This is a genomic window from Duganella vulcania, assembly GCF_009857655.1.
Classification (GTDB): Bacteria; Pseudomonadota; Gammaproteobacteria; order Burkholderiales; family Burkholderiaceae_D; genus Rugamonas; species Rugamonas vulcania.
The window spans coordinates 14,741-36,681 of record NZ_WWCX01000062.1; the positions used below are offsets into that span (position 1 = coordinate 14,741).

Below are 21,941 nucleotides of genomic sequence, written 5' to 3' on the forward strand. Positions count from 1 at the left end.
GTGCAACGCCGGGCGAGGTCCCTACGCGGAAGAGGCCAGCGGCAGTGCTGCCGCTGGCCCGAAGCGTTCCATCATGAAGTCGATGAATGTGGTCAGCTTGGGCGTGGCCAGGCGGTCGCGCGGGTAGACCAGGTGCATGGGGCGGGCAGGCGGCAGGTAGTCGCACAGCACCGGCTTCAGACGGCCGGCGGCGATGTCCTGCGCCAGCAGCACCTCGGCCTGCATCACGATGCCGAAATCCTTGAGCGCGGCCATGCGCAGCGCCTGTCCGCTGTTGGTGCGGAAGCGGCTGGGCGGCAGCGCGCGCAGGCCGCGCAGGCCGTGCACCGATTGCAGGCGCCAGCGCACGCCGACCGCACCCACCATGAAGTCCAGGCACTCATGCCGCGCCAGGTCGTCCGGCGTGCGCGGCGTGCCGTGCTTTTTCAGGTAGGCCGGCGAGGCGCAGATCGCCATCGCGTAGTTGAACAGCGGCCGCGCGATCATGCCGGAATCGTCCAGCGCGCCGATGCGCACGGCGGCGTCGTAGCCTTCCTCCACCAGGTCCACCATGCGGTCGTTGAGGCTCAGGTCCACGCCCACTTCCGGGTGCAGGCGCAGGTAGTCGCTGATGGCGGGCGCCAGCCATTCGCTGCCGAAGGAGACGGGCGCGGTGATCCTGAGCCGTCCGCGCGGCACGCTGCGCATCGCCTCGGCGCCGGATTCGGCGGCGGCGATCTGCGCCAGGATGGCGCGGCATTGTTCGACGTACTGGGCGCCGATCTCGGTCAGGCTCTGGCGGCGCGTGGTGCGGGTCAACAGGCGCGCGCCCAGCGTGGCCTCCAGGTGGGCGATGTGCTTGCCGACCATGACCGGCGACAGCTGGAAGGCGCTGGCGGCCGCCGTGAAATTGCCGGCGTCGACGACGGCGACGAAGATCTCCATGCTGCGCAGCTTGTCCATTTTATTGCTAATCGTGGGTTAGTAATGATCTTCATCTTAGCGTATTTATTCCTCCGGCGTTGTGGACGATACTGGTGTTTTCACTCACTCACCAGGAGAACAGCATGAAAGTAGTCGTCATCGGAGCGGCAGGTACGGTCGGCAAGGCGGTGGTCGAGCAGCTGGGGCAGCGGCATGAGATTGTGACGGTCGGCGCCAGCAGCGGGCAGTATCAGGCCGATATCGCCGATATCGCGCAGGTGCGGGCTGTGTTCGCGCAGATCGGCCGTGTGGACGCGGTGGTGGTGGCGGCGGGCTCGCTGCACTTCGCGCCGCTGGACGGCTTCACGCCGGAGCAGTTCTACGTGGGCTTGAACAGCAAGTTGATGGGACAGGTCAATGTGGCGCTGGTGGCGCGGGAGTACCTGAACGACGGCGGTTCGATCACGCTCACCAGCGGCATCGTGGCCGATGAGCCGATCCGCAACGGCGCCAGCGCCACCATGGTCAACTCGGCGGTCGAGGGCTTTGTGCGGGCGGCGGCGATCGAACTGCCGCGCGGCTTGCGCATCAACGCCGTCAGCCCGACCGTGCTGGAAGAATCGATGGGCAGCTACGGGCCGTTCTTCATCGGCTTCGAGCCGGTGCCTGCCCGCCGCGCCGCGCTGGCGTATGCGCGCAGCGTGGACGGTGCGCAGACCGGGAAGGTGTACCGCGCCTGGGGAGCCTCGGCATGAAGGTGATGGTGATCGGCGGGACGGGGACTATCGGCAGCGCCGTGGTCGAGCAATTGCGGCAGCGGCATGAGGTCATCGTGGTTGGCGCGCGCGGCGGGCAGCACCAGGTCGATATCGAGGACATCGCGCAGGTAAGGGCGTTGTTCGGGAAGGTGGGGCGCGTCGATGCGGTGGTGGTGGCCGCGGGCGCGCTGCATGTCGGCCCGCTGGCGGAGCTGACGCCGGAGCATTTTCACATCGGCTTGCGCGGCAAGTTGATGGGGCAGGTCAACGTGGCGCTGGCGGCGCGGGAGTTCCTCAACGACGGCGGTTCGATCACGCTGACCAGCGGCGTCGATACCGAGCAGCCGATACGCGGCGCGGTGGCGGCGTCCACGGCCAACGCGGCGGTGCAGGGCTTTGTGCGGGCCGCCGCGATCGAGCTGCCGCGCGGCTTGCGCATCAACGCGGTCAGCCCGACGGTGCTGCGGGAGTCCGTGCATTTGTTCGGTGAGCTGTTCACCGGCTTCGAGCCGATCGCGGCCAGCCGCGCCGCGCTGTCCTACGCGCGCAGCGTGGATGGCGCGGAAACGGGGCGGGTGTACCGGGCCTGGTAGGAGGAGGGGGATCCGTGTACTACAATGCGGATCTCACTCCACCTTGAGGTTCGAATGAAAAAAATACTGCTTCCTCTGGCCATGGCTTTCGCCTGCGCTTCCGCCTACGCCGCACCGGCCAGCCTGGCCGATTTGGACAAGATGACCAAGCGCTTCGCGCCGGTCGCCCTGACCGCCGACACCAGCCAGCTGTCCGCCGGCGACAAGCGCGCCATCGCCAAGTTGATCGAGGCCGCCAAGATCATCGACGTGCTGCAGCTGCGCCAGCGCTGGTCCGGCAACGAGGCATTGTGGGCCGCGCTGCAAAAAGACCAGACGCCGCTGGGCAAGGCGCGCCTGAACTACTTCTGGCTTAACAAAGGTCCATGGTCGATCCTGGACGACCACCAGCGCTTCCTGCCTGCGGAAGTAAGCGGCATCGCGATTCCGGAGAAGAAGCCCGAAGCCGGCAACTTCTATCCCGAAGGCGCGACCAAGCAGGCATTGGAAAGCTGGATGAACGCGCTGCCGGCCAAGGACAAGGAGCAGGCGCAGTGGTTCTTCACCACCATCCGCAAGAACGCGGCGGGCCAGTTCACCATCGTCAAATATTCGGATGAATACAAGCCGGAGCTGGAGAAGGCCGCCGCACTGCTCAAGCAGGCCGCCGCCGATACGGACAACGCCTCGCTGAAAAAATTCTTGGAGCTGCGCGCCGACGCCTTCCTGAGCAACGACTACCTGGCCTCCGACTTCGCGTGGATGGACCTGGACGCGCCGGTCGACATCACCATCGGACCATACGAGACCTACAACGACGAACTGTTTGGCTACAAGGCCGCGTTCGAGGCTTACGTCAACATCCGCGACCAGAAGGAGACGCAGAAGCTGGACTTCTTCGCCAAGCATATGCAGGAGCTGGAAGACAACCTGCCGCTGGACGCCAAGTACCGCAATCCGAAAGTGGGCGCGCTGGCGCCGATGGTGGTGGTCAACCAGGTCTACGGCGCGGGCGATGGCAACATGGGCGTGCAGACCGCCGCCTACAACCTGCCGAACGACGAGCGCATCATCAGCCAGCGCGGCTCCAAGCGCGTGATGCTGAAGAACGTACAGCAGGCCAAATTCAAGTCCACGCTGACGCCGATCTCCAAGCTGGTGCTCAAACCGGCCGACCAGAAGGACGTCGACTTCGACTCCTTCTTCACGCACATCCTGGCGCATGAAATCACGCACGGCCTGGGGCCGCACATCACCAAGGCCAACGGCGCCGAATCGACGCCGCGCCAGGACCTGAAGGAAGCTTACTCCACCATCGAAGAAGCCAAGGCCGACATCACCGGCCTGTACGCGCTGGCCTACATGATGGACAAGGGCCAGCTGGCCGGCACGCTGGGGCAGGGCGCCGCCGCTGAGCGCAAGCTGTACACGACGTTCCTGGCGTCGGGCTTCCGCACGCTGCACTTCGGCCTGACCGACTCGCACGCGCGCGGCATGGCGATCCAGATGAACTACATCCTCGACAAGGGCGGCTTCATCTCGCACGGCGATGGCACCTTCGCGGTGGACTTCAAGAAGATCAAGCAGGCGGTGATCGACCTGGACCGCGAGTTCCTGACCATCGAAGCGACCGGCGATTACGCCCGCGCCAAGGACATGATGGCCAAGTACGTGGTGATCCGTCCCGACGTGCAGAAGGCGCTGGACAAGATGAAAACGGTGCCGAACGACATCCGCCCCGAATTCAAGACCGCCAACACCTTGCTCGCCAAGTAACCCCTGGGGTCAAGTCTGGCATTCGGACACGAGCTCTGCCGTAGCGGCCGCTACGGCAGAGCTCGTGTCCGAATGTCAGACTTGACCCCAATTTGAAAGCATTCAATTTTTTCTACGTAGAAATAAGTTGTTGTTGAACCTGCTTTGGAGCAATAAATATTGCTTTGGGCGTGCTACAGTTTGATCACCATGATCAAGCGCACCTTACTCCTGCTGCTCCTGTCGTCCGCCGGCCTGGCTTCCGCCGCCCAGCTGACCGATATGGAAACCCGCTGGCTCACCGCCGGTTCCGCCGTGCTGGCCTATGCCAAGCAGGAACTCAAACTGCCGATCGATATCACCGTGCAACCGCAGGCGCGCGCCACCGATGTGCCGCTGGCGCTGGGTTTCCAGGACGGCCGCTGCAAGCTTGTGCTGTCGATGCGCGGCAATCCCGGTGCCGAGGATATCCTGGCCGGCCTGCCGGCCGAACAACGTCCGCTGATGATCGAGGCCATGGTCGCCCATGAGATCGGCCACTGCTGGCGCTATGCGCAGGGCGTGTGGCATGCGCTGCCGGCCGGCTTCGAACAGGCGGCCCAAGCGCCGGCGCAAGAGCAGGCCCAGGCGCTGCGCCTGACCCGCCGCGAGGAGGGCTTTGCCGACCTGGTCGCGCTGGCCTGGACCCAGCATCGCCATCCGCAGGATTACGCCGCCGTCGCCGCCTGGATGCGGCAGGTGCGCCAGCCTGCCACCGGCACGGCCGGCTCGCACGGCACGCTGGCCTGGCTGCAACTGGCGCCCAGCGGCGCTTCCTTCGATGCCGCCCAGCCCCTGTTCGACCAGGCGGCCAGCCTGTGGCGCCAAGGGTTGTTGCGCGACGAATAAACATCCGTAACTCTGTACGTTCCCGCACAGAGCAGGGGCGCGCGGCGGCGTTTAATGTGTCCACCAACCACCACACAAGGGACACATCATGAACAAATTACTCTTCATAGTGCTGGCCTCCGCGGCCAGCGCCAGCTTCGCCGCCACCCCCAACAACGATTCCGTAGCCTATAAGGCGGCTACCAAGCAGGCCGAGATCGACTACAAGAGCGCCAAGGCGGCTTGCGATGCGCAATCGGGCACCGCCAAGGATATCTGCGTGGAGCAGGCCAAGGTGGCCCGCGCCAACAGCGAGGCCAACGCCACCATCCAGTACCGGAACGATAAGCGCTCAGTGCAGAAAGCCCATACCGAGGTGGCGGATGCCGAGTACAACCTGGCCAAGGCCAAGTGCGCTCCGCAGACCGGCGCCGAGAAGGATAGCTGCCTGAGCACCGCGAAATCGGCCCACGTGGCCGCCGTCAACGACGCCAAGGCCGGCAAGAAAATGGCCGACGTCGCCCAGACCGGCATCGATTGCAGCACCATGACCGGCACCGACAAGGCGTCCTGCGAAACCCGGCAGAAGAGCGAAATGGCCAAGGACACCGTGGCCGACTCCGTGATCACGACCAAGGTCAAGTCCGAACTGCTGGCTGAACCGGCCCTCAAGTCGCTGGACGTGCACGTGGAAACCACCAACGGCACCGTCATGCTGAGCGGCTTCGTGCCGTCGCAGGCCGAGGTGGACAAGGCTGTCGATGTGGCCCGCAACGTCAAGGGCGTCAACAAGGTGCAGAGCTCGCTGCGCATCAAGTAATCCCCCGCTTGCCGCAGGGGACCGCCGCCGCGGTCCCTTTTTTTGCTTGCATTCATTATGGTCATCATTTAAGATCGGGGCCAGCGTGCCTTCCGCGCGCATCCCTTACGCGAGGAGCCGTATGTTCGCCCTACCTTTATCCCGCTGGCTGCAAGGCCGCGGCCTGCACTTTTCGTGGGTGATCGTCGCCATCACCTTCCTCACCGGGCTCAGCTCGTCGGCCGCGCTGGGCCTGCCCGGCGCGCTGCTGCAACCGTTGTCCAGGGAGTTTGGCTGGGATGTCGAGCAGATCTCGTCGGCGCTGGCGGTGCGCTTCGTGCTGTTCGGCCTGATGGGGCCGTTCGCGGCCATCCTGATGGAACGCTTCGGCCTGCGCAACGTCGTGGTCACCGCGCTGACGCTGGTCGCCAGCGGCCTGGCGCTGGCCACGCAGATGACGCAGTTCTGGCAGCTGGTGCTGTTCTGGGGCGTCATGCTTGGCGTCGGGTCCGGCATGACCGCGCTGGTGCTCAGCGCCGTGGTCTCGACCCGCTGGTTCGACACCCGCCGCGGCCTGGTGGTGGGCGTGCTGACGGCCAGTTCGGCCACCGGCCAGCTGGTGTTCCTGCCGGTCGGCGCCTGGCTGATCGAGCATTTCGGCTGGCGCATGGCGGTGATCCCGGTGCTGCTGGCGTGCGCCACCGTGGCCGTGCTGGTGTTCCTGCTGATGCGCAACCGTCCGGCCGAGGTCGGCCTGGCCCCGTATGGCGCGCCGGTGGGCACGCCGGTGGCGCCGCCCGCCGCGCCGATGCGCATCACCTTTGCCACGCCGTTCATGGTGCTGGCCGAGGCGGCCCGCAACCGCGTGTTCTGGATCCTGTTCGGCACCTTCTTCATCTGCGGCCTCAGCACCAACGGCCTGATCCAAACCCACTTCATCTCGCTGTGCGGCGACGCCGGCCTGTCGGCGGTGCCGGCCGCCTCGGTGCTGGCGATGATGGGCGCCTTCGACCTGGTCGGCACCATCGCCTCGGGCTGGCTGTCGGACCGCTACGACAACCGCAAGCTGCTGTTCATGTACTACGGCTTGCGCGGCTTGTCGCTGTTCTGGCTGCCGTATTCGGAATTCACGCTGTACGGGCTGTCGCTGTTCGCCATGTTCTACGGCCTGGACTGGATCGCCACCGTGCCGCCGACGGTGCGGCTGGCCGGCGCCACCTTCGGCAAGGAGAAGGCCGGCATGGTGTTCGGCTGGGTGTTCGCGGGCCACCAGCTGGGCGCGGCCGTGGCCGCCTACGGCGCGGGCCGCGTGCGCACCCTGATGCTGACCTATAACCCGGCGCTGTTTGCCGCCGGCGCCGCCTGCCTGGTGGCCGCCGGCATCATCCTGCTGATCCGCAAGCCGGCCGTGGCGGCGGCAGGCGTCCCGCTTGCTCCCCAAGCCAAGGCCAGCGCCTGACGCGACGATACCAGGCTGGAAGCGCTCCCAAAATGTAATCAGGCTGTCACGCGCCGGTGCAACAATGCGCTCGACCTTAACAGCCTGATGGAGTTTGTATGCGTTTTGCCTTTCCCGGCGGCCAGCTGATCGCGGCCGCCGCCATGACCTCGTTGCTGGCCGCCTGCGGCAGCGACGGCGTGCCGGTCACCGAGACCAACCCCGGCAACGGTTTCAACCCGACCGCGGTCGCCTTCATGAGCGACGTCCACTTCGAGAACATCTACGGCGACCTGAAGAACCCCAATTTCGCCGGCATCCCGACCAAGGACGGCAAGAACGCCACCATCCGCACCATGTACGCCGAGTTGACCTCGACCCGGCTGTTCAACGAAAACTACTTCGCCTTTCGCGGCGCGCTGGACGATGCGTATGGCAAGGGCCTGCGCCTGGTGGCGCTGCCGGGCGACATCTCCGACGATGCCCAGCCGATCAACATCGACGGCATCGCCGACATCCTGCACGAGTACCAGGCCAAGGGCATGCGCTTCTTCATCGCGCCGGGCAACCACGATCCCAACGAGCCGTTCGACAACGACGAGGCCGGCAAGAACGACTTCCTGACCCGCGACGGCAAGGAACAGAAAATCTACGCCACCGGCGCGGCCGCCTGCAAGGCCAAGGATCCGGCCGTGGTCTGCACCAACCAGCTGATGGAGCAGGGCTATGAAAAGCTGCTGACCAAGCTGGCGGACTTCGGCTACATGCCGAACCAGAACGACGTCTACTGGGAAACCCCGTTCACCAAATACGCCGACGGCAAGTACAGCTATGCCGCCGCCACCGCCGCGGCCGAGCTGGGCAAGCGCCAGTTTGAAATCTGCGCCGAAGGCGAGGGCGGCAGCTACAAGGCGGCCGGCGAAGCCAGGCTGGGCAAGTCCTACACCCGCTGCGGCAACATCATCGACGCCAGCTACCTGGTCGAGCCGGTCAAGGGCATCTGGCTGCTGGCGCTGGACGCCAATGTGCACCTGCCCAATTCCAAATTCGATCCGGCCAATCCTGCCTCGTTCAAGGGCTACGACGGCGCCGGCGACGCGGGCTGGAACAAGGTGCAAACGCACAAGATCCACCAGATGGAATGGATCAAGTCGGTGACCGAGCGCGCCAAGGCGCAGGGCAAGCAGCTGATGGCCTTCTCGCACTATCCGACCATGGACTTCTACGCCAACCAGACCAGCGCCATGAAGGCGGTCTTCAAGCCGGGCGCGTTCCAGGTCTCGCGCATGCCGGACGCTTCCACCACCGCGGCGCTGGCCGCCACCGGCCTGCCGCTGCACATGGGCGGCCATATGCACTTCAACGGCACCAACGACTACAAGGACGCGGCGGGCAACTACCTGGTCAATGTGCAGTCGCCGTCGCTGGCCGTGTTTGGCGCCGCGTACAAGATTGTCAGCTACCAGAGCAAGGACCAGATCGATGTGCAGACCGTGGCGTTGAACAGCGTCCCGCGCTACAACGAGCTGTTCCCGCTGTACCAGGCCGAGTACGACTATCTGCAGGGCAGCGTGGCGGCGGCCGACATCGCCAAGCGCTGGAACCGCGGCATCCTTGACACCAAATCGTATGGCGAGTTCACCCGTACCTATTTCGGCGAACTGTCGCGCCTGCGCTTCATGGGCGACTACTGGCCGTGCGAAATGAAGGAAGCGGCGATGTCGCTGGACGCGCGCCAGATGCTGATCCTGTCGCAGCTGCAGACCAGGGTCACGCTGGCGCAGCTGAAGGACAATCCGGGCGTGCTGCCGATCACGGCCGCCTGCGCCGCCAAGGGCACCGCAGCCGAGGGCGGTGTCGCCGCCAGCCAGCTGACGGCCGACTGGGCCGCCGCCACCGCCAAGGCCGAGCAGATCGCCGCCGCCGCCAACCTCAAGCTGGCCGACTTCGCCAAGATCAGCGCCTACGAGTTCTACGGAGATTTCCACCGCACCGTGTACGCCGGCGAACTGGCGCTGCGCGACATGGGCGCCGAGCGCGTGGCGCAGTACAAGGTGTTGATGGCGGCGTTCCCGGTCTCGCCCGCCACGATCGTCAAGATCGGCGACCTGCCGTCGGACCAGAACCCGGTGCACGTGCTGTTCCAGAACCAGTTCAAGCAGGTGTTCGCGATCCTCAAGGGCCTGGGCTCGGGCAAGCCCAGCGACCACTTCACGATCGACCTGAAGGCCAAGACGCTGAGCAACGCCAGCAGCAGTGGCCTCAGCTTCAACTAGCAGAGGGCAGGGCTGCCTGAATTGATACAAGTCAACAATTGTGGACTAAGTTTCAACTATTTTTGGGCGAGCTCTGCAATATCTGTCACAAATCGTAACAATTATCAAGAAAGTGGAGAAAAAATAAATATTCTTACAACAAGTTTCGTGCGCAAAAGAACAATGTTATATTGCTTTTCCTACCACGGCCATCTGGGATGCACTTCGGTGATGATGGCTGCGGTGGCTATTCAGGGCCCTATAACTTTTCCAAAAGAAACCTAAAAAGTAAGGATAGTTTTCATGATCTTCCAAACCAAACAATTCAAACTGGCCGCGGTGGCCGCAGCCCTGTTGGCCGCCGGCGCAGCCCAGGCATCCAACGCGAACATGACCGATAACCTGGTCCAATCGTACAAGGGCCTGGAGCCGTTGACTGGCAACACCTCGGCAGTGAGCAACTGGCGCTTCACCATAGGCCAGAGCTTCAACGGCGTCGCTGGCGCGCTGGACGGCGTCGCCCGTCTGAGCTTCAGCAATTCCGAGGGCAACTGGGCGTGTTCCGGTTCGTTGCTGGCCGGTGGCCAATACGTGCTGACCGCCGCCCATTGCGCCGATGACTTCAGCAAGATGACCGTGCAGTTCGGCTGGCAGGGCGGCACCGCCGCCGTGACGCGCAACGTCTCGGTCGGCAACGCCTACGTCAACAAGGCATGGACCGGCCAGCTCGATACCGGCGCCGACATCGCGATCCTGAAACTGGACACCGCCGTCACCACCATCAAAGGCTACAACCTGAGCACGACCAACGACGTCGGCAAGGACTACCTGATGGCCGGCTACGGCACCACGCAGAAGGCCACCACCAATGCGGCCACCAATTGGAACGACGGTAACTACGGCCACTACGCTTACAACACCTTTGACGTCGACAGCAAAACGTTCAATAAAGCGGTTGGCGACAAGGATGCCAGCTGGGGATACAATCCTGCGGATTACGCCGCTGGCGCCACCTACATGAGCGATTTCGACAGCGGTCAAGCCAACAATAACACGCTGGGCCGCATCGGCGATATCACCGGTAACAAGTGGAGCAGTGGCACCGGTCTGGGCGCGAAGGAAGGCCTGATCGCCGGCGGCGACTCGGGTGGCGGCGATTTCGTCTGGAACGGTACCGAATGGCTGCTGTCGGGCGTGCACTCGTGGGGTTGGCAAGGTACCAGCGCTTGCAACCTGATCGGCGGCTTGGCCAATTGCGACAATGCGTCGCTGAATGGTTCCAGCTATGGCGACCTGTCGGGTTCCACCGCGACCTACTCGCACATCGGATGGATCAACTCGGTGACCGCCGTGCCTGAACCAGAAACCTACGCGATGATGATCGCCGGCCTGGCGCTGGTGGGCCTGGCCCGCCGCCGCAAGCAAGCGTAATCCCGCAAGCATAAAAAAACCCGTCCGGCTGAGCGTGCTCAGCGCGGACGGGTTTTTTTTCGTCTTACTTCAGGTACTTGGCCAGCCAGCCGTGCACCTCGCTGTAGAAGTAGCGGCTGTTCTCGCCCTTCAAAATCCAGTGGTTCTCGTCCGGGAACACCAGCAGCTTGGCCGGCACGTTCAGGCGATGCTGGGTCGCGTAATTCATCAGCGCGTTATTGGCCGGCACGCGGTAATCGAGCTCGCCCACCGAGATCAGGATGGGCGTGGTGAAGCCCGTGCCCTTGGCGTGGTTCCCGCCCTGCATCACCGGACTCTGCTCGCGCCACACCGCCTTGTCGCCCCACACCGGGCCGCCGCTGTTGACCTCGCGGCCGTGGATGCTGTCGCTGCTGCCCCATTGCATCACCAGGTCCATCTCGCCCGCGTGCGACACGAAGGCCTTGTAGCGCGTGGTGGTGGCCTGCAGCCAGTTGGCCAGGTGGCCGCCGTAGCTGGCGCCGCCGGCCGCCAGGCGGCTGCCGTCGATGTAGCCGTACTTCCTGACCGCCTCGTCCACCGCCTCGTTGATCTCGTCGCCCGGACCCTTGAGCGGGTCGCCCTGGATGGCGCGCGCGAATTCCTCGCCGTAGCCGGTCGAGCCCTTGTAGTCGGTCAGCAGCACCACGTAGCCCGGCTGGGCCAGCAGGTGGTAGTTCCAGCGGATGACGAACTGGTCGCGCCACATATTGGCCGCGCCGCCGTGGATCACCGCGAACAGCGGATACTTTTTGGCCGGATCGAAATTGGCCGGCTTGACGAGCATGTTGTGGATCATGCGGCCGTCGCTGGCCTTGAACCAGAAGTGTTCGGGCGCCTGCCAGTCGATGCTGGCCGCGCGCGCGGTGTTGAACGCGGTCAGGCGCCTGGGCGCGCCGTTGCCGAAGGCGTACACCTCGGGCGGGTTGACCGACGATTCCCACACGCCCACCATGGCCTTGCCGCCGGCCGCCAGCGAGCCGATGCTGCCGGTCGCGGGCGATGCCTCGTCGCGCAGGTCGCCGCCGGCGTAGTTGATCGAATGCAGCTGCTCCAGGCCCGCGTGCTCGTAGCTGAACACGATGCGGCCGGTGCCGGCCGGCAGCGCGAAGCGCGAGATCGATCGGTCCAGGGACGCCGTCAGCAGCTTCGGCGCCGGCTGCGTCAGCGGCCAGGCGAAGCTGGCCAGGCGCGACACGTCGTAGACCTTGCCTTCTTCCTCGGCCTGGGTCAGGACGAACAGCGTCTTGCCGTCGGCGCTGAACTTCAGGCTGCCGTAGCTGTGCTTGTCCTGCGTCAGCTGCGCCGGCTCGCCGCCGGCCAGCGGCACGCTGTAGATCTGCGTGTAGCCGGCCGCGCGCGCGGCCTCGTCGCGGTTGGTCGAGGCCGCGAACACCACGGCCTTGCCGTCCGGCGACCACAGCGCATCCAGCGACTGGCCCTCGTCGCCCTGGCCGCCGCCAAAGCCCGGCAGCGCCGCCAGCTTGCTGCCGGCCAGCAGGTCGCGCGGCTTGGCGCCGGCAGCCGCGTCCATCACGAACAGCCGCACCTTCTTATCGTCGAGCCACTTGTCGAAGTAGCGCGGCGGGAAGGTCTCGTAGGCGCGCGCCGTGTACTTGCGGTCCTTGCGTTCCTTGGCGCTTTTCCTGACGTCGTCCTCGCCGGTGTCGCCGGGGTAGACGTCGCTGACGAACAACAGCTGCGTGCCGTCCGGGCTGAACTTCGGCTGGCGCGCGCCCAGCGTCAGCGTGGTCAGGCGCTGCGCCTCGCCCCCGCCCGCCACGTCGATGCGGTACAGCTGGGCCGCGTCGTCGCCGTCGCGCTTGGCCACGAACACCAGCTGTTTGCTATCGGGCGACCAGACCGCGCCGCTCTCGCCGCCCTTGCTGAAGGTCAGGCGGCGCGCCGGGGTGTCGTCGGTCAGCGACTTGATCCACAGATCCGACCATTGCTCCTTGCTGTCGTAGGCCGGGTCGGTGACGGAGAACACGGCCCACTTGCCGTCCGGGCTGGGTACCGGCGCGCCGACCCGCTTCATCAGCCACACGTCCTCGTGGGTGATCGCGTGCCTGGCGGGCGGGGCGTCGGCGGCGTAAGCGGTCGCGCCGCCGGCCAGGGTGGCAGAAATCAATATGGTAAAAATGGAAAGTCGCGGTATAGTCATGACGAGGTCGCTGCAAAGTCGGTGAAGCGCCGATAGTGACCAAATCTCCCATTGCTGTCAATCAAGTATCCATCCTCAACCGTGGAGTAGACACGTATGCAGACCATCACCAAGATCCACAAAGTCGCGGCCTTTACCGCCGGCGAGCGGGGCGGCAACCCGGCCGGCGTCATGATCCGTTCCGCGCTGCCGGACGAGTCCGCCATGCAGCGCATCGCCGCCGAAATGGGCTACTCCGAGACCGTGTTTGCCGCGCCCACCGGCGATGGCTGGCGGGTGCGCTATTTCTCGCCGGACGGTGAGGTGCCGTTCTGCGGCCACGCCACCATCGCGCTGGGCACGGTGCTGGCGCAGCAGAACGGCGACGGCATCTTCCCGCTGACCACCAACCACGCCCGCGTGACAGTCGAGGCGCAGAGCAAGGACGGGCAGGGCAGCGCCGCGCTGCAGTCGCCGGCCACCGCCAGCGCGCCGGCCCCGGCCGCGCTGGTGACGGCGGCTCTGGATCTGTTCGGCTACCGCCATGCCGACCTGGACGACCGCATCCCGCCGGCCATCGCCAACGGCGGCGCCAACCACCTGGTGCTGGCGCTGGCCAGCCGCGCCCGGCTGAGCGCGATGCGCTACCAGCTGGCCGACGGCCGCGACCTGATGCGCGATCACGGCCTGGCGACGATTTCGCTGGTGCATGCGGAAACGCCGCAGCGCTTCCATGCGCGCAATCCCTTCGCTTCCGGCGGCGTGTACGAGGACCCTGCCACCGGCGCCGCGGCGGCCGCGCTGGGCGGCTATCTGCGCGACCTCGACTGGCCGCACGGCGGCGCCATCGACATCATCCAGGGCGAGGACATGGGCGCGCCCTGCCATTTGCGGGTGGAGATTTCCGGCCAGGCCGGCAGCTCGATCCGCGTTTCCGGTAACGCCCGCATGCTGGGCGAGTAGTCCCCCTTCGTCATTATTTTTTAGGAACCTATGCCAGTGCGTATCCTGTTCACCCTGATCCTCTCCTTCACTGCCGGCCTCAGCCAGGCCGCCTCCAACTTCAGCTTCGATGTGACGCCGGGACCCCACAGCGTCGGCCTGCGCGTGGTCGAGCAGTACGACTATGCGCGTGGCTATCTCGGCAAATACGACGTCGTCACCGGCAAGCCGGTCAGCGGCGAAACCGCGCGGCCGATGCAGACCGTGATCTGGTATCCGGCGCAAAAGTCCGGCAAGGCCGTGGCCTATGGCGACTACTTCCGCCTCGGCGCCACCGAGGAGCGCTTCGATAACACGGAGGCGGCCATCGCCGCCAATGTCGACTCCCGCCTGAAGGGCGCGCCGATCGGCGCCGTCCGCGCGCGCGAGGAAATGACGCGCCGCATGTGGGCGCTGCGCGACGCCAGGTCGGCTGCCGGCAAGTTCCCGGTGGTGATCTACGCCCCCAGCTTCGGCGCCTCGACCTACGAGAACGCCGACCTGTGCGAGTACCTGGCCAGCCACGGCTACATCGTCATCACCAGTCCCAGCATGGGCGCCCACGCGCGCGGCATGAGCGACGACCAGGAGGGCATCGAGGCGCAGGCCGGCGACATCGCCTTCCTGATCGGCTACGCCCACACGCTGCCGCAGGCCGACACCGGCCACATCGCGGTCGCCGGCTACAGCTGGGGCGGCATCTCCAACGTGTTCGTCGCCGCGCGCGACAGCCGCGTCAAGGCGCTGGTCAACCTGGACGGCTCGGTGCGCTACTGGCCGGAGCGCGTGCAGGAAGCCAAGTACGTGCAGCCGGCGCGCGTGGCCGTGCCGATGCTGTTCCTGGCCGCGCGTCCCCGTTCGCTGGAGGATCTCGCCAAGCGCAACAAGCCCAACGCCAGCTTCCTCAACGAGCTGAAGTACTCGGACGTGTACACCGTCACGCTGCCGGCGATGGAGCACTTCGCCTTCGCGTCCGAGGCGCTGCGCTTCGTCGGCGACGATGCCTACAACGAATACACGCCGGCCGAGGTGAGCCAGTCGCATGGCTGGATGGCGCGCTACACGCTGCAGTTCCTCGACGCCTATCTGAAGGGGCAGGCATCCGCCAAGGCCTTCCTGTCCAAGCCGCCCAAGCAAAACGGCGTGCCGGACCACCTGCTGACGGTGTCGGCCCGCATGTCGGAAGGTGCGCCGCCGACGCTGGAAATGCTGGCCTACGAGGCGGCCAAGTCCGGCTTCGCCGACATCCAGCAGGTGTACGAGAAGATGCGCAAGCGGGAGCCGAAGTTTGAAGTGAGCGAGGATAACTTCAATTCCTGGGGCTACCAGCTGCTGCGCGCCGGCGACAAGCAGGGCGCCATCGCCGTGTTCAAGCTGGCGGCGGTGCTGCACCCGGACAGCGGCAACGCCCACGACAGCCTGGCCGAGGCCTACGAGGCGGCGCAGGACAAGCCGCTGGCGATCCAGCATTACCAGCGCGCGCTGGAGCTCAATCCAAAGAACGGCAACGCGGTCCAGCACTTGAAGTCGCTGGGCGCGCCGCTGTAATCCCGGCGGCTAGTCCCACTTCTTCAGCAGGCGGGCCAGCTCGCCTGTTCTCTCCATCTGCTCGACCGCGCCGCGCACGCGCGCCACCACGGCCGGATCGATGTGCCGGCCCATCACCATGTACAGCTGCGCGGTCGACATCACCGTCGGCAGGATCCTGACCTTGCCGGTGGCGCCGGCGCTGGCGATCAGGCGGGCCAGTCCCGGCGCGCGGTGCAGGAAGAAGCGGCCGCGCCCGGCCACCAGCTTTTGCACGTTCATGGCCGGACTGGTGGCGCTGGCGTCGATCTGCAAGCCGCCCTGCGCGATCAGGAAATCGGTGGTGGCGTAGCCGCGGTTGCCCAGCACCACGCCGTCCTTGCCGAGCTTGCGCACATCGTCCCAGTCCCGGATCGCCACCTCGTCGCCGGCGCGCGCCAGCAACATGTACTGGATCGGGAACAACGGCGGATCCAGGTACACATAGCGCTGTTCGCGCTCCGCCGTGCGCTGCACGCCGCACAGCGCGTCGCGCTGCTGCACCGCCACCTCGTGATAGGCGCGGATCAGCGGCATCCACTGCTGGTCGCCGACGAAGACCAGGCCGGGCTCGATGCGCTCGATGGCGCGGAAGATGTCCACGCACAGGCCGATGATGTGGTCCTTGCCGTCGGCGATGAACTTGGGTTCCGTGCCTTCCTGCGCGGCCACCCGCAACACCACCGGCTCCGCCCGGACGGCCGCCGGCAGCAGCAGGCTGGCCGCCAGCAGCAGCGCGGCCGGCCTCGGTCTCGTCATCGGCAACATCGGTCCTCCCGTGGTGGCGTCGAATTGATCGGCAGGGAAAGTATAAAGCCTGTCGGCGAACTTGACAGTGAAGTGCGCGCCGCCCGCCCGGTGCGCGCCAATCGCTTGATTCCAAAGGCGGAGCGGGGCGGGGCACGATATATGCGTCACCTCGCCGCGTGTCCGCCTTGGCGCGGACTGGTGCTTCCACGCATGGGAAAGGATATCGTATGCGCAATGCTCCCACCTTGTTATTGGCCTCCTTATTGTTATTGGTCAATGTTCCCGGCAATGCTTTCTGTCCCAAGAACGGTTTTGTCTGTTTCATCACGTCCAAGTCGGCCGGCAGCCTGACCCACCAGGACATCACCCAGCGCGGCATCGAGGAGCTCGACAAGCGCTACTTCGCCGTGCCCAAGCTGACCGCGTCGATGCAAAAGGCGCTGGACCAGATCATCGAGGCCGACGCCAAGGTCGACGAGGACCAGACCAGCTCGGCCAAGCACTTCGACGGCGAGAACGCGGCCGGCGCCCAGCTGCGCCTGGCCACGCTCAAGCAGAACGTGCTGGACGCGCTGCGCAGCGACCCGATCAACGCCACCGGCGCGCGCGACAATCTCGGCAGCGCGCTGCACACCATCCAGGACTTCTATTCGCATAGCAACTGGGTCGAGCAGGGCAACAGCGGCGCCCATCCCGGCGTCGGCCGGCCCGGATCGCTGCCCTTCGCCGGCCCCGCCACGCCGACCTGCGCCGGCTTCACCGACACCGGCCTGTTCTGCGCCAACTCGTCCAACCTGACCGGCAGCCTGCTCACCAGCGGGTACTACGGCGGCGAGGACCGCGTCAAGCCGGGCGCCTTCAAGTGCAGCCACGGCGGCCCGCTCGACAAGAGCTCGCCGTCCAGCGACCCGCTCGGCTACTTCCGCGAAGGCATCAACAAGGACACGCTGTACTGCGACATCTCGCCGCACAGCGGCTACCACAACACGGCCGCCTCGGCCGCCATCGCCGCCACCCAGCAGTTCGTCGAGGACATCAAGGCCGAGATCACGCCGGCGCAGCTGAAGGCGCTGCTGGGCGCCGGCCCCACGCTGGCCTTCGCCATCGACACCACCGGCAGCATGGGCGGCATCATCGCCGGCGTGCGCGCCTCGGCCACCAGCATTGTCGACGCCCGCCTCGGCACCGACGAGGAACCGCTGCAGTACGTGCTGGCGCCGTTCAACGACCCGTTCACCGGCCCCACCATCGCCACCAACGACGCCGGCCTGTTCAAGGGCGCCATCGGCGGCCTGGGCGCCTCGGGCGGCGGCGACTGTCCCGAGCTGGCCATGACCGGCATGTACAACGGCCTGTCGCTGGCCGACCCCGGCGGCGACCTGTTCATGTACACCGACGCCGCCGCCAAGGACGCCGGCCTGGCCGGCGCCGTCATCAGCCTGGCCAAGAGCAAGGACATCAAGATCTATCCCATCCTGTTCGGCAGCTGCTCGCCATTGACGCCGGGCTTCCTGCAGGCGGCGGCCGAGACCGGCGGCCAGGTGTTCTTCCTGTTCGGCGGCGAGGCCGGCACCGTCACCCAGCTGGCCGACCTGGTGGCGCGCAACAACGTGGTGCAGGTGCTGTCGCTGGCCGACACCTACGCCAGCGCCAAGCGCTACACGGTGCCGGTCGACAGCAGCATGAGCCGGCTGACGGTGTCGGTCAGCGGCACCGTGCAGGGCGTGCAGCCGGTGGTCACGCTGACGCGGCCGGACGGCGTGGTGGTCACCGCCGCCAACGCCACGCGCTACCTGAGCCTGTCGAGCGGCGTCATCATCTCGGTCGACAGCCCGCCGCGCGGCGCATGGACGCTGTCCATCAGCGGCTCGACGGACACGACCTATGTCAACGTCAACGGCGTGGCCGACCTGGCCTTCAGCTCCTTCAAGCTGGCCCGCTTCGGCGCGCAACCGCCGCACCAGGGCCTGCTGACCATCGATGGCGAACCGGGACCGGGCCAGTCGCTGTACGCGGTCGCCGCGCTGACCGGTATCGCCAGCGCGCCGCAGTTCCAGCTGCGCCGCAAGAACTTCGACCTGCTGTCGCCGCTGGCGCTGGAGCAGGACCAGACCGACGGCGGCAAGTTCTTCGGCGCGCTGACCGTGCCCAACGAAGCCTTTGTCGCCTACGCCAGCGGCACCGACAGTTCCGGTTTCCCCTACCAGCGGCTGGTGAGCGTGATGGTGCAGCCGCAGACGGTGTCGGTGACGCCGCCGTCGCGCCAGGACCTGCGCCCCGGCGTGAGCACCACGCTGCTGTACCAGGTGCGCAATGACGGCCCGGCCGGCAGCTTCGGCATCAGCGCCACCGACGACCAGCACTACATCACGGCCGTCTCGCCCACCGTGCTGACGCTGGCCACCGGCGAGAGCGCCAGCGTGGCCGTCACGCTCACGCCGCCGGCCGGTGCGCGCATCGGCGGTTCCGACAGCATCACCGTGTCGGCGCAGAGCACCAGCGTCGCCACCGTGCACAACAGCGCATCGCTGACGGTGTTCGTCACCGGCGCCGCGCAGGTGCCGGGACGGCCCGACTTCACCGCCGCCATCATCGGCCAGGAGACCGTGGCGCCCGGCGTGATCGGCATCGATGTGCGGCTCACCAACATCGGCGTGGGCACGGCGCGCGACATGACCTTGTCCTCGCTGTCGCTGCGCACGCTGGCCGGCACCGGCACCGTCACGCTCAACGCCGCGCTGTCGCCGGCGCTGCCGATGGTCACGCCGAACGTCGACGTCGGCAGCTTCTTCACCGTGCGCCTGACCTTCAACGTGCCGTCCACGGTGCAGCGCTTCAGTGTGATCGAGAACGGCGGCGTCACCGACTTGAACGGCGTGATCTACGCCTATTCGCAGGCTCAATCCGTCATCCCGAAATAGGAGCAACCGCCATGAAACTCAGATCCCTTTACGCGCTGGCCGCGCTGCTGTGTTCCTTGCTGTGGACGCCCGCCGCGCAGGCGGCGCCCATCGTGTTCACCTTCGCCACGCTGCCGGCCGGCGGCGCGCTGACCGGCCATCCCGGCGACACCGTGGGGTGGGGCTACCAGCTGGTCAACACCGATGCGCTGAACTGGTTCGTGCCGACCCAGCTGAACGCCACCTCGTTCAGCATCGGCACGCCGGACGCCAGCTACTTCGACTTCCCGACGCTGGCGCCGGGCGCCAGTGCCACCGTCGCCTTCGATGCGGGCACGCACGCCGGGCTGTACGGCTTGCAGATTTTTTCATTCGCCTTGCCGGGCATGAGCGACAGCGGTAACTTCAGCCTGTCGGGCGAGTGGTGGAGCGGCGATCCGCTGGCCGGTGGCACTTTCCTGCAAGTGTCGGACTTGCAGCTGGCGCCGCTCTCGGTCACGCTGGCGGTGGCGGGCGTGCCGCTGCCGGGCACCTTGTGGCTGCTGGCGGCAGGCTTGCCGTTATTGTGGCTGGGCCAGCGCAGACGCCAGAAAGGCGCGCAGTTCGGCGCTGCTTTGGGCTGACGGCGCGGCGGGCCGCAGGTCAAGATACGCGCCGGGGCCGGTGCGGCCCAGCAGCTTGAAGGACTTGCCGGCGTAGACCGTCGGCCGCACCTGCAGCATGGCCAGCCGCGACTGGCCCTGGCCCGCATCGGCTTGCACGTGCACGATGAACTGGCAGGAGAACTGGCGTCCCTCGGCGTTCCAGTAGTAGTCGACATCGGGGACGATCAGCACATCGTGGCGGCGCTGTTCCGCCGGCAGGCGCAGCCACGCGGTCAGCGCGGCGCTGGCCGGCGCCAGCGCCAGGTCGGTGTCGGGCGGGAACAGCGGCGCGCCGAAGGGCAGGGCCATGCGGTAGCGCCGGTGCGCCTCCTGCTGCGCGGGGATGCGCTGCACCGCCTGCAGGATCGCCTGCTGTGCCTGCTGCGGCGCCAGCGGTACCGTCAGTTCGCCGGACTGGGCATGCGCCGTGGTCGACAGCAGCAACGCCAACAGGGCCGGCACGGCGCGCCCCATCTCAATCCCACTTGCGCATCAGCCGCTCCAGCTCGCCGTTTTTTTCAAGCTGGAACAGGGCCCGCTCAAGGCGATCGGTGATGAAGGTCGCCAGCTTTTTGCTGGTCACGAAATACAGCTTGGCGCTGTACATCACCTGCGGCAGGATGCGCACCTTGTCGACGGTGCCGGTGCTTACCAGCAGCCGCTGCAGTCCTGGCCCGCGATGGAAGAACAACCTTCCACGGCCGGCGATCAGCTTTTGCAGGTTCAGTTGTGGGTTGGTGGAGTTGGCGTCCACCTCGATGCCGCCCATCCGGGCCAGGACGTCGCCGGCCGCGAAGCCACGGTTGATCAGCACGATGTTGTCGGGCGCCAGCCGGCGCACGTCGTCCCACTGGGTGATGCTGATGGTGTCCTGCGCGCGCGCCAGGAAATGGTATTCGATGGTGTACAGCGCCGGGCCGAGGTAGTGAAAGCGCCGCTCGCGCTCGGCGGTGCGCTGCATGGCGCACTGCACGTCCTGCTGGCCGGTCTCCAGTTCCGAGAAGGCGCGTATCAGCGGCTTCCAGCGTTGGTCGCCGACGAAGCGCAGCGTGGGTTCGATCTGCTCGACGGCGCGCAGGATGTCGATGCACAGGCCGGTCACGCGGTCCTTGCCGTCGGCGACAAACTTGGGTTCGGTGCCTTCCTGCGCCGCGGTGCGCAGTTCGATGGCCTGGGCGGGCACGGCGGCCGCCAGGCCGAGCGCGCAGCAAGCCGCGCCAAGCAGCCGGTTCCATCCGCTGTGCTGTCCTGCCATCTGGTTGTCTCCGTATCGCGTTGTCCGCTGTTTGATGACAAGCTTACACCAGTATGGCGCCAAAGTCTCAGGGGCGCAGGCGGATAAATTGACGGCCGTTGCGCAGGGTTCCGCCGATGCGGTCCATGCCGGCCAGGCGCGCCTCTTGTGCGAAGCCGCATTTTCGCAGCACGCGTGCCGACGCCGGGTTGCCGTCGACGACGTAGGCCAGCACTTGCCGCAACTGCCACTGGCCATCCGCCAGCGCGAGCAGGTGCTGCAGCGCGCGCGTGGCCAGGCCGCGTCCCGTGTGGTCGCGGGCGATGCGGTAGCCTGCCTCCGCGCTGCCGGCCTGGCGGTCGATGTCCTTCAGGTTGGCGCGGCCGACGATGCGGCCTTGGCCGTCCAGGATCAGGCAGGGATGCCAGGTGCCGTTCGCGTGGCCGTCCAGGTACTGGCCGATATGATCCCGCACGCCCTGTGGCGTATAGAACTCCGCGGGGCGGGGCGCGATGTGTTGCTCGAACCAGTGCCGGTTCTCCAGCTCGAATTGCAGCAGCGGCGCGGCGTCTTCCGCTTGCAGTGTTCGGATGATGATGTCGTTCATACTGTCTCCAGAAAATCGTTTGAGCAGGCCACCAGTGCCGCGCAGGCCAGCGTGGCCGCACCGGCCGCCGTCAGCGCCGGGACGATGCCGCAGCGCGCCGCCAGCATGCCCCACGCCGCGCTGCCGGCGGTCTGGCCGGCGGCGATCGCCAGGATGTGCACCGACAGCGTGCGGGCGCGCACGGCGTCGGGGAAGGCCTTCTGCGCCGCGCCGTTGAGCGTGGTGACGATGGCCGACCACGCCACGCCGCCGATCAACACCAGCAGCAGGCGCAGCGGCTGCGACGCGGCATGGCCGAGCGTCGCCAGCATGGCGCCGTA

19 protein-coding genes are annotated in these 21,941 nt (G+C 66.5%); 12 read left to right on the forward strand and 7 right to left on the reverse strand.

The annotated features are described in order from the left end of the window. Positions 1 to 21 precede the first annotated feature (21 nt). A complete protein-coding gene (locus tag GTP90_RS24885) occupies positions 22 to 942 on the reverse strand; it encodes a LysR family transcriptional regulator (protein ID WP_161086055.1) in 921 nt (306 codons plus the stop codon). Between the two features lie 104 nt (positions 943 to 1,046). On the opposite strand from GTP90_RS24885, the gene GTP90_RS24890 reads away from it, so the two are divergent. From GTP90_RS24890 to GTP90_RS24925, 8 genes are all read left to right on the forward strand, one after another. Further along, positions 1,047 to 1,658 carry a short chain dehydrogenase gene (locus tag GTP90_RS24890; protein WP_161086056.1) on the forward strand — a complete coding sequence of 204 codons (612 nt, stop codon included), beginning with the start codon at positions 1,047 to 1,049 and terminating at the stop codon, positions 1,656 to 1,658. Then, on the forward strand, positions 1,655 to 2,254 hold the full coding sequence (locus GTP90_RS24895; RefSeq protein WP_161086057.1) for a short chain dehydrogenase: 600 nt from the start codon (positions 1,655 to 1,657) through the stop codon (positions 2,252 to 2,254). Before GTP90_RS24890 ends, GTP90_RS24895 begins: the two co-directional genes overlap by 4 nt. A gap of 54 nt (positions 2,255 to 2,308) precedes the next feature. Beyond that, positions 2,309 to 4,009, forward strand: coding sequence for a dipeptidyl-peptidase 3 family protein (locus tag GTP90_RS24900; RefSeq protein WP_161086058.1), 1,701 nt, complete (start codon positions 2,309 to 2,311; stop codon positions 4,007 to 4,009). Between the two features lie 189 nt (positions 4,010 to 4,198). Then, a complete protein-coding gene (locus tag GTP90_RS24905; protein WP_175048220.1) occupies positions 4,199 to 4,876 on the forward strand; it encodes a DUF2268 domain-containing putative Zn-dependent protease in 678 nt (225 codons plus the stop codon). Positions 4,877 to 4,964: 88 nt separating this feature from the next. Further along, positions 4,965 to 5,675: a BON domain-containing protein gene (locus tag GTP90_RS24910; RefSeq protein ID WP_161086060.1), complete on the forward strand. Its 711-nt coding sequence runs from the start codon at positions 4,965 to 4,967 to the stop codon at positions 5,673 to 5,675. Between the two features lie 121 nt (positions 5,676 to 5,796). Continuing rightward, a complete protein-coding gene (locus GTP90_RS24915) occupies positions 5,797 to 7,113 on the forward strand; it encodes an MFS transporter (protein WP_161086061.1) in 1,317 nt (438 codons plus the stop codon). 98 nt (positions 7,114 to 7,211) lie between these two features. After that, positions 7,212 to 9,368 carry a metallophosphoesterase family protein gene (locus tag GTP90_RS24920; RefSeq protein WP_161086062.1) on the forward strand — a complete coding sequence of 719 codons (2,157 nt, stop codon included), beginning with the start codon at positions 7,212 to 7,214 and terminating at the stop codon, positions 9,366 to 9,368. A 282-nt stretch (positions 9,369 to 9,650) separates the two neighbouring features. Beyond that, complete coding sequence (locus tag GTP90_RS24925; protein WP_161086063.1) at positions 9,651 to 10,778, forward strand: trypsin-like serine protease; 1,128 nt, start codon at positions 9,651 to 9,653, stop codon at positions 10,776 to 10,778. A 64-nt stretch (positions 10,779 to 10,842) separates the two neighbouring features. Here the strand turns inward: GTP90_RS24925 and GTP90_RS24930 are convergent, their stop codons facing one another. Beyond that, a complete protein-coding gene (locus GTP90_RS24930) occupies positions 10,843 to 12,927 on the reverse strand; it encodes an alpha/beta hydrolase family protein (RefSeq protein ID WP_254452030.1) in 2,085 nt (694 codons plus the stop codon). A gap of 129 nt (positions 12,928 to 13,056) precedes the next feature. Between GTP90_RS24930 and GTP90_RS24935 the strand changes: the two genes are divergently transcribed. Both GTP90_RS24935 and GTP90_RS24940 read left to right on the forward strand, forming a co-directional pair. Further along, positions 13,057 to 13,902 carry a PhzF family phenazine biosynthesis protein gene (locus tag GTP90_RS24935; RefSeq protein WP_161086065.1) on the forward strand — a complete coding sequence of 282 codons (846 nt, stop codon included), beginning with the start codon at positions 13,057 to 13,059 and terminating at the stop codon, positions 13,900 to 13,902. A 30-nt stretch (positions 13,903 to 13,932) separates the two neighbouring features. Further along, positions 13,933 to 15,468 (forward strand): tetratricopeptide repeat protein, encoded by a 1,536-nt coding sequence (locus tag GTP90_RS24940; protein ID WP_175048221.1) that lies wholly within the window; start codon positions 13,933 to 13,935, stop codon positions 15,466 to 15,468. Positions 15,469 to 15,477: 9 nt separating this feature from the next. Here the strand turns inward: GTP90_RS24940 and GTP90_RS24945 are convergent, their stop codons facing one another. Beyond that, the gene (locus GTP90_RS24945) at positions 15,478 to 16,245 is read right to left on the reverse strand and encodes a substrate-binding periplasmic protein (RefSeq protein WP_254452031.1); all 768 of its coding nucleotides are present in this window, start codon (positions 16,243 to 16,245) and stop codon (positions 15,478 to 15,480) included. Between the two features lie 218 nt (positions 16,246 to 16,463). On the opposite strand from GTP90_RS24945, the gene GTP90_RS24950 reads away from it, so the two are divergent. Both GTP90_RS24950 and GTP90_RS24955 read left to right on the forward strand, forming a co-directional pair. Further along, the gene (locus GTP90_RS24950; RefSeq protein WP_161086067.1) at positions 16,464 to 19,157 is read left to right on the forward strand and encodes a hypothetical protein; all 2,694 of its coding nucleotides are present in this window, start codon (positions 16,464 to 16,466) and stop codon (positions 19,155 to 19,157) included. 11 nt (positions 19,158 to 19,168) lie between these two features. Next, positions 19,169 to 19,759 carry a cupredoxin domain-containing protein gene (locus GTP90_RS24955; RefSeq protein WP_161086068.1) on the forward strand — a complete coding sequence of 197 codons (591 nt, stop codon included), beginning with the start codon at positions 19,169 to 19,171 and terminating at the stop codon, positions 19,757 to 19,759. On the opposite strand, the gene GTP90_RS24960 is transcribed toward GTP90_RS24955, so the two are convergent. From GTP90_RS24960 to GTP90_RS24975, 4 genes are all read right to left on the reverse strand, one after another. Beyond that, on the reverse strand, positions 19,697 to 20,242 hold the full coding sequence (locus GTP90_RS24960; protein WP_371875126.1) for a hypothetical protein: 546 nt from the start codon (positions 20,240 to 20,242) through the stop codon (positions 19,697 to 19,699). The two genes, GTP90_RS24955 and GTP90_RS24960, sit on opposite strands and share 63 nt — an antisense overlap. 13 nt (positions 20,243 to 20,255) lie before the next feature. Then, positions 20,256 to 21,035 carry a substrate-binding periplasmic protein gene (locus tag GTP90_RS24965; RefSeq protein WP_161086069.1) on the reverse strand — a complete coding sequence of 260 codons (780 nt, stop codon included), beginning with the start codon at positions 21,033 to 21,035 and terminating at the stop codon, positions 20,256 to 20,258. A 67-nt stretch (positions 21,036 to 21,102) separates the two neighbouring features. Next, positions 21,103 to 21,621 carry a GNAT family N-acetyltransferase gene (locus tag GTP90_RS24970; RefSeq protein WP_161086070.1) on the reverse strand — a complete coding sequence of 173 codons (519 nt, stop codon included), beginning with the start codon at positions 21,619 to 21,621 and terminating at the stop codon, positions 21,103 to 21,105. Continuing rightward, positions 21,618 to 21,941, reverse strand: a 324-nt coding sequence (locus tag GTP90_RS24975; RefSeq protein WP_175048223.1) for an MFS transporter, incomplete at its 5' end; no start/stop codon positions are given. The genes GTP90_RS24975 and GTP90_RS24970, both read right to left, overlap by 4 nt.